The 4,097-nt window shown below is 64.2% G+C and carries 5 protein-coding genes; all 5 read left to right on the top strand.

Annotated elements, in window-relative coordinates; genetic code table 11:
• Positions 1-139 precede the first annotated feature (139 nt).
• The 5 genes from DCO47_RS25975 (at position 140) to DCO47_RS25955 (ending at position 4,037) form a co-directional block, all read left to right on the top strand.
• Positions 140-712 carry a YqgE/AlgH family protein gene (locus DCO47_RS25975; protein ID WP_065615068.1) on the top strand — a complete coding sequence of 191 codons (573 nt, stop codon included), beginning with the start codon at positions 140-142 and terminating at the stop codon, positions 710-712.
• The gene (gene ruvX, locus DCO47_RS25970) at positions 712-1,149 is read left to right on the top strand and encodes a Holliday junction resolvase RuvX (RefSeq protein WP_016772738.1); all 438 of its coding nucleotides are present in this window, start codon (positions 712-714) and stop codon (positions 1,147-1,149) included. Before DCO47_RS25975 ends, ruvX begins: the two co-directional genes overlap by 1 nt.
• Before the next feature lie 81 nt (positions 1,150-1,230).
• Positions 1,231-1,737, top strand: coding sequence for a bifunctional pyr operon transcriptional regulator/uracil phosphoribosyltransferase PyrR (gene pyrR / locus DCO47_RS25965; protein WP_064364170.1), 507 nt, complete (start codon positions 1,231-1,233; stop codon positions 1,735-1,737).
• 27 nt (positions 1,738-1,764) lie between these two features.
• Positions 1,765-2,769 carry an aspartate carbamoyltransferase catalytic subunit gene (locus tag DCO47_RS25960; protein WP_016772736.1) on the top strand — a complete coding sequence of 335 codons (1,005 nt, stop codon included), beginning with the start codon at positions 1,765-1,767 and terminating at the stop codon, positions 2,767-2,769.
• On the top strand, positions 2,766-4,037 hold the full coding sequence (locus DCO47_RS25955) for a dihydroorotase (protein WP_116659224.1): 1,272 nt from the start codon (positions 2,766-2,768) through the stop codon (positions 4,035-4,037). Before DCO47_RS25960 ends, DCO47_RS25955 begins: the two co-directional genes overlap by 4 nt.
• Positions 4,038-4,097: the final 60 nt, after the last annotated feature.

The following is a 4,097-nucleotide window of genomic DNA, read 5'->3' as shown; positions in this document are numbered from 1 at the left end:
CTCGCGATAGCGGTATGTCAGAACCTGAACATTTGACTGACACCCCGCTATCGCGAGCAGGCTCACTCCTACAGTTGATCGGTGTGTTGCTTACATCTCCGGCTTGTCAGTTCGCCCCCCGAACGCCACACTAGCGCTCATGAAAAACGTCAGCCCCACCTACCTCAAGCATCACTTCCTGATCGCCATGCCACACATGGCCGACCCGAACTTTGCCCATACCTTGACCTACATCGTCGAGCACACGGCCAATGGCGCGATGGGGCTGGTGGTCAACAGACCGCAAGAGTTGAACCTGGCCGACATCCTCGAACAGCTGCGCCCGGACATCGAGCCGCCGGCGCGCTGCCAGAATGTGCCGATCTTCATCGGCGGCCCAGTGCAGACCGATCGCGGTTTTGTCCTGCATCCAGCAGGCAAAACCTTCCAGGCCACCGCGCAACTGGACGGCGATCTGGCCCTGTCGACGTCGCAGGACGTGCTGTTCGCCATCGCTGACGGCGTCGGCCCCGCGCAGAGCCTGATCACCCTCGGCTATGCCGGTTGGGAAGCCGGGCAACTGGAAGCCGAACTGGCCGACAATGCCTGGCTGACCTGCCCGTTCAACGCCGACATCCTCTTCAACACCCGCAGCGAATTGCGTCTCGAAGCGGCGGCGCGGCACCTGGGCATCGACCTCAACCTGCTCACCAGTCAGGCAGGTCACGCCTGATGGCCCTGCGCCTGATTCTCGGTTTCGACTACGGCACCAAACAGATCGGCGTCGCGGTCGGCCAGGTCATCACCGGTCAGGCCCGCGAGCTGTGCACCCTGAAGGCGCAGAACGGCGTGCCGAACTGGGATCAGGTCGAAGCGCTGATAAAAGAATGGAAACCCGACGCCGTGGTGGTCGGCCTGCCGTTAAACATGGACGGCACGCCCAGCGAGATGTGCGTGCGCGCCGAGAAGTTCGCCCGCCGCCTCAACGGCCGCTACAACCTGCCCTTCTATACCCACGACGAACGCCTGACCACCTTCGAAGCCAAGGGCGAGCGACTGGTGCGTGGCGGGCAGAAAGGCAGCTACCGCGACAACCCGGTGGACGCCATCGCCGCCGCCCTGCTGCTGCAGGGCTGGCTCGATGAAAACACCGCATTGTTTGAATCCTGACAAGCGCTTCGGCGCTTTTCTTTTGGTTATAAACCGAGCTTCGTCCGGCAGGACGCAGCGCGGATTCACGAAGGAGCAACCATGAGCCTGCCCAATCCCGCCGATCTGATCAGCCAGATGGCGACCCGCCTCAAGGCGCACCTTGCCCAGCGTGACATCAACGAACCGCGTTACATCGGCATCCGCACCGGCGGCATCTGGGTCGCGCAGGCGCTGCTCAAGGAACTGAACAGCGATGCGCCACTGGGCACGCTGGATGTGTCCTTCTACCGCGACGATTTCAGCCAGAACGGCCTGCACCCGCAAGTGCGCCCGTCCGCCCTGCCCTTCGAGATCGAAGGCCAGCATCTGGTGCTGATCGACGACGTGCTGATGAGCGGTCGCACCATCCGCGCGGCGATGAACGAATTGTTCGATTACGGCCGCCCGGCCAGCGTCACTCTGGTCTGCCTGCTGGATCTGGACGCCGGTGAGCTGCCGATCCGCCCGAACGTGGTCGGCGCCACCCTGGCCCTGGCCGGCAACCAGCGGGTCAAGCTGTCCGGCCCCGAGCCGCTGAGCCTCGAACTGCAAGACGTCACCCTTTAATCCGCCCTATTGAGAGTCCCCCTCGCGATGACGCCTCTAGATACCAAGCGCCCGCTGCAGCTCAATGATCAGGGCCAGCTGCGCCACTTCCTCTCGCTCGACGGCTTGCGCCGCGAGTTGCTGACGGAAATCCTCGACACTGCCGACTCGTTCCTCGAAGTCGGTGCCCGGGCGGTGAAGAAAGTCCCGTTGCTGCGCGGCAAGACCGTGTGCAATGTGTTCTTCGAAAACTCCACGCGCACCCGCACCACTTTCGAGCTGGCGGCCCAGCGGCTGTCGGCGGACGTGATCACCCTGAACGTGTCGACATCGTCGGCGAGCAAGGGCGAAACGTTGCTCGATACCCTGCGCAACCTTGAGGCCATGGCCGCCGACATGTTCGTCGTGCGCCACGGTGATTCCGGTGCGGCGCACTTCATCGCCGAGCATGTCTGCCCGCAAGTGGCGATCATCAACGGCGGTGACGGCCGACACGCGCACCCGACGCAAGGCATGCTCGACATGCTCACCATCCGTCGGCACAAGGGCGGTTTCGAAAACCTCTCGGTGGCGATCGTCGGCGACATCCTGCATTCGCGGGTGGCACGGTCGAACATGCTCGCCCTGAAAACCCTCGGCTGCCCGGACATCCGTGTGATCGCGCCGAAAACCCTGCTGCCGATCGGCATCGAGCAATACGGCGTCAAGGTCTACACCGACATGGCCGAAGGCCTGAAAGACGTCGACGTGGTGATCATGCTGCGCCTGCAACGTGAGCGCATGACCGGCGGCCTGCTGCCGAGCGAGGGCGAGTTCTACCGCCTGTTCGGTCTGACCACCGCGCGTCTGGCCGGGGCCAAACCGGATTGCATCGTCATGCACCCGGGGCCGATCAACCGGGGTGTGGAGATCGAATCGGCGGTGGCCGACGGCCCGCACTCGGTGATCCTCAATCAAGTGACCTACGGCATCGCGATTCGCATGGCCGTGCTGTCCATGGCCATGAGCGGGCAGACTGCCCAGCGCCAATTCGAGCAGGAGAACGCCCAGTGAAGCTCAGCATTCTCGGCGCACGCGTCATCGATCCCAGCAGCGGCCTGGATCAAATCACCGATATCCACGTTGAAGCCTGCAAGATCGTCGCCCTCGGCGCCGCGCCGGCGGGTTTCAGCGCAGTAGAAACCCTCGATGCCCAAGGCCTGGTCGCCGCGCCTGGCCTGGTCGATCTCAACGTTGCCCTGCGCGAGCCGGGTTACAGCCGCAAAGGCTCGATCGTCAGCGAAACCCGCGCCGCCGCTGCCGGTGGCGTCACCAGTCTGTGCTGCCCACCGAAGACCAGACCGGTGCTCGACACTTCTGCCGTGGCCGAACTGATCCTCGACCGCGCCCGTGAAGCCGGCAACACCAAGGTGTTCCCGATCGGCGCACTGAGTAAAGGTCTGGACGGTGAGCAACTGGCCGAACTGGTGGCCCTGCGGGACGCCGGTTGTGTGGCGTTCGGCAACGGTCTGGAGAGTTTCCGCAACAGCCGCACCCTGTGCCGGGCGCTGGAATATGCGGCGACGTTTGACCTGACGGTGATTTTCAACTCGCAGGATCACGATCTGGCCGAGGGCGGTCTGGCCCACGAAGGCGCGGTCGCCAGTTTCCTCGGCCTGCCGGGAATTCCGGAAACCGCCGAAACCGTAGCGCTCGCCCGTGACCTGCTGCTGGTCGAGCAGACCGGTGTGCGTGCGCACTTCAGCCAGTTGACCAGTGCTCGCGGCGTTGCCCTGATCGCGCAGGCCCAGGCCCGTGGCTTGAAGGTGACGGCGGATGTCGCGCTGTATCAGTTGATTCTGACTGACGAAGCGCTGATCGACTTCAACAGCCTCTATCACGTGCAACCGCCGCTGCGCACCCGCGCCGACCGCGATGGCCTGCGTGAAGCGGTGAAGTCCGGGGTGGTTTCGGCCATCTCCAGCCATCACCAGCCCCACGAGCGCGACGCCAAACTGGCGCCGTTCGGCGCCACCGAGCCGGGCATCAGCAGCGTTGAGTTGCTGCTGCCCCTGGCGATGACCCTGGTCGAGGATGGCTTGCTCGATCTGCCGACGCTGCTGGCACGCCTGAGCGCAGGCCCGGCCGGAGCGTTGCGCCTGCCGGCGGGCAAGCTGGCGGTAGGAGGGGCGGCGGATATCGTGCTGTTCGATCCGAAAGCATCGACGGTTGCCGGTGAACACTGGCTGTCGAAGGGCGAGAACTGCCCGTTCATCGGGCACAGTTTGCCGGGTGTCGTTCGCTATACGCTGGTGGATGGGCGGATTACGCACCAGGCTTGATAGCCAGTTGACCCCCTCGCGAGCAGGCTCGCTCCCACAGGTTTTGCGGTGATTCCTGTG

It is taken from the genome of Pseudomonas sp. NDM, from assembly GCF_003105095.1.
Lineage (GTDB): Bacteria > Pseudomonadota > Gammaproteobacteria > Pseudomonadales > Pseudomonadaceae > Aquipseudomonas > Aquipseudomonas moraviensis_A.
The sequence above is the reverse complement of the archived record's forward strand: the minus strand, read 5'-3'. Positions and strand labels throughout refer to the sequence as shown.

Excerpts from the sequence above, each read along its gene's own strand:
- DCO47_RS25960 (WP_016772736.1), top strand. The coding sequence starts at position 1,765 with ATGACGCCTCTAGATACCAAGCGCCCGCTGCAGCTCAATGATCAGGGC.
- DCO47_RS25975 (WP_065615068.1), top strand. The coding sequence starts at position 140 with ATGAAAAACGTCAGCCCCACCTACCTCAAGCATCACTTCCTGATCGCC.
- pyrR (WP_064364170.1), top strand. The coding sequence starts at position 1,231 with ATGAGCCTGCCCAATCCCGCCGATCTGATCAGCCAGATGGCGACCCGC.
- ruvX (WP_016772738.1), top strand. The coding sequence starts at position 712 with ATGGCCCTGCGCCTGATTCTCGGTTTCGACTACGGCACCAAACAGATC.